The sequence below is a fragment of the Marinagarivorans sp. genome (genome assembly GCF_982758155.1).
This window is the reverse complement of the sequence record NZ_CEXWTU010000389.1, coordinates 1-2,441: the sequence shown is the minus strand read 5'-3', so window position 1 is coordinate 2,441 and position 2,441 is coordinate 1. Positions and strand designations below refer to the sequence as shown.

Below are 2,441 nucleotides of genomic sequence, written 5' to 3'. Positions count from 1 at the left end.
AGGATGTCGAGATCAAGCATTAGTGGATGAAATATTGTTTCCTCGTCCCTTACAAAACAACAACTTAATAGCTCAAAAAAAGGAAACATAGTGCCTCAGAGGGATAACGCATGATTTTTACACTTAATCACCCCCCTGAGAAATCAGGAAAAATAATAATTTTTTTGTTTTTATTTCCCTCCAATAACAAATAATCGCTGTTAGCCATCTCGGAAAAGCAAAAGATGATACCGAAAGACAATTCAATTTTGATTACAGGTGCCCTTACGCTACAATCGCCAAGAAAACATAGGGCAAAAATGGAATACCCTGTTTTCTATTTTTGAAGGCTATCTCGATGACGTGGGCGACTAGCGCACGCTATCAACAAACATCAAAATACGATGCGCCATATTTGCGTGCGCCTGCTGCCGATCTACGTCTTTAGCGTCTTGGCAAATTTCAATACCTTGCGCCCGGTAGGTATGGTCGCAAGGGTCCACAAATACAAAATGCCCCTCTCCATTATTTAAAAACATAACGTCGGCTTTTTTGATGCCTTTAGCGTAACGCTGGCCATGGGATTGATGGGGTAAAAATTCATCTTGCTTAGACGCAGCGATAAATATTGGCACATCAATACTCGCAAGGCTTTTTATTGTTGCACCGGGACCTAATGCTGGCGCCAATACAATGGAAGCAATAACACGCGCATCGATATACGAACGGGCTAATGATTTTGCGGCTGTGGATAACTCGACGCTATCAACACCTCGATTAATTTCACGGCCATAACGACAACCTAAATCTTGCAGGCTTAAATCAGAGCCGCAATAATCGTGAAGCTGCTGTGCATTTAAACGTAAGCCCGCCAAAGCTAATGCGGTGTAACCGCCTGACGAATGTCCAGCCGCGATAACACGCGACCAATTGGGCTTTGAATTAAAAACCGGCATTGTCACGAGGTTATTCAACACCACACTGACATCCTGTGGCCGATGCCAAACCGACGTCACCATTTTAGGCTGAATGGATGCCTGTCCATACACCCAAGACTCGCCAAAATGCGATACCCCAACAACAATATGCCCGCGCGCCGCTAATGAACGAGCAAGCCATTGGTATTCCAACGCAGAACCCATCGCGCCATGTGACAATAAAACCGGCGGCAACGACGCACTCGATGCATCATTACAACGCAACGGCTGTTTGCCTTCGCAGACTCCGGCGGGGTACCAAAATACAACTTTTATTGGACGCTGCCTGGCGTCATCAAAATACGTATTATCATCCATAACAACACTAAAATCTGAAGCAGGTTCCACAGCATCGGCATAGCTGACGCCGCCCCCGCTCAACACAATCACGACCAAACACATTAACTGTAAGCTAACCATTCTCATATTTCCCACCCTCATACTCCCCACCCTTTAGTCTCGAGGCTTTTAGCCTCTACTGTTTAAGCTTCTATTCTTAAGCCGAGACCCATGATGCAACTAAAACGCTTTATTATTTAGAGCAAAGTGTCATGTATTACCATGACAATTGTCATGCACGCACCGCGCAAAAAGTTGCTTTAGGCGCCAGCCATCCTGCAAAACCACCTCTTACCACCCTAAAAACATTTCTGACTTGCTGACCATTACAATGCTGTCTAGCCTTGAAGTTAGGCCTATTTTTTAACGGTTGGAGCAGGAAACTAAAACAAACATGATTCGCTTTACTTATTGGCTGGCTTGCGCCGCATTTCCTACAGCATGCTTATTATCCAATAGTAGCAATGCTGAAATCACCGGCTACCCCTGGTCCTCGGGGTTCAGCGCGGTAACGTCAGAAAGTGACGGAGAGAAACTTAGCTTTAGCTTTCAACAGGGCGTGGAATGGAGTATTAAAAGCACTGCTTGGACCGTCAGCCCTTTTGTCGGCCTAAACTACGATCGTTCAAATATATTGCGGCATTCCTGGAACAACAGCACCAAACCCAAATACGGCATTGAAGTTGCCAACCAATTTAGTTTTGGCCCCATAAACTGGGGGGAATTTAGAGTGGGCGTACAGAAGCAACAATACTATTACCGCGACAACATCACCTTGTACCGGGAGACAGAGCGCAAAGAAGCCTACGTACGCATGTATATGAACGGCAATTGGTCACGTTAACGCGCGTTTAAAATAGTACAGAGTGACCATTCGTCTTTTTCCCCAAGGAAGGCTTGGTGTATCATGCAAGGCTACTTACGCAACTTGCAATCAACATTATGACAACTCGCGGAACGCTCTACACGGTTTCAGCCCCCTCGGGCGCTGGCAAAACCAGCTTAGTTAAAGCCTTAATCGACAATACCGACGCTATTCAAGTCTCTATCTCGCACACCACCCGTGCGATGCGACCCGGCGAAAAAGACGGCATTAATTACCACTTTGTACGCCAAGCCGATTTTTTGGCCATGTTAGAGCAAACG

The 2,441-nt window shown here is 45.8% G+C and carries 2 protein-coding genes and 1 pseudogene; 2 read left to right on the top strand and 1 reads right to left on the bottom strand.

What is annotated here, in order from left to right:
* Window positions 1-350 precede the first annotated feature (350 nt).
* Entirely contained in the window at window positions 351-1,382 is a 1,032-nt protein-coding gene (locus AC3A8L_RS21160; RefSeq protein ID WP_487964263.1) for an alpha/beta hydrolase family protein, read from the bottom strand.
* A 307-nt stretch (window positions 1,383-1,689) separates the two neighbouring features.
* Here AC3A8L_RS21160 and AC3A8L_RS21155 point away from each other — a divergent pair, with 307 nt between their 5' ends.
* Complete coding sequence (locus tag AC3A8L_RS21155; protein WP_487964262.1) at window positions 1,690-2,139, top strand: hypothetical protein; 450 nt, start codon at window positions 1,690-1,692, stop codon at window positions 2,137-2,139.
* A 98-nt stretch (window positions 2,140-2,237) separates the two neighbouring features.
* Window positions 2,238-2,441: pseudogene (gmk, locus tag AC3A8L_RS21150) on the top strand (guanylate kinase); the annotation flags it as partial.

What these genes read in the sequence shown, in the direction of transcription:
- AC3A8L_RS21160 (WP_487964263.1), bottom strand. Translation starts at nt 1,382, where the DNA reads ATGAGAATGGTTAGCTTACAGTTAATGTGTTTGGTCGTGATTGTGTTG.
- AC3A8L_RS21155 (WP_487964262.1), top strand. Translation starts at nt 1,690, where the DNA reads ATGATTCGCTTTACTTATTGGCTGGCTTGCGCCGCATTTCCTACAGCA.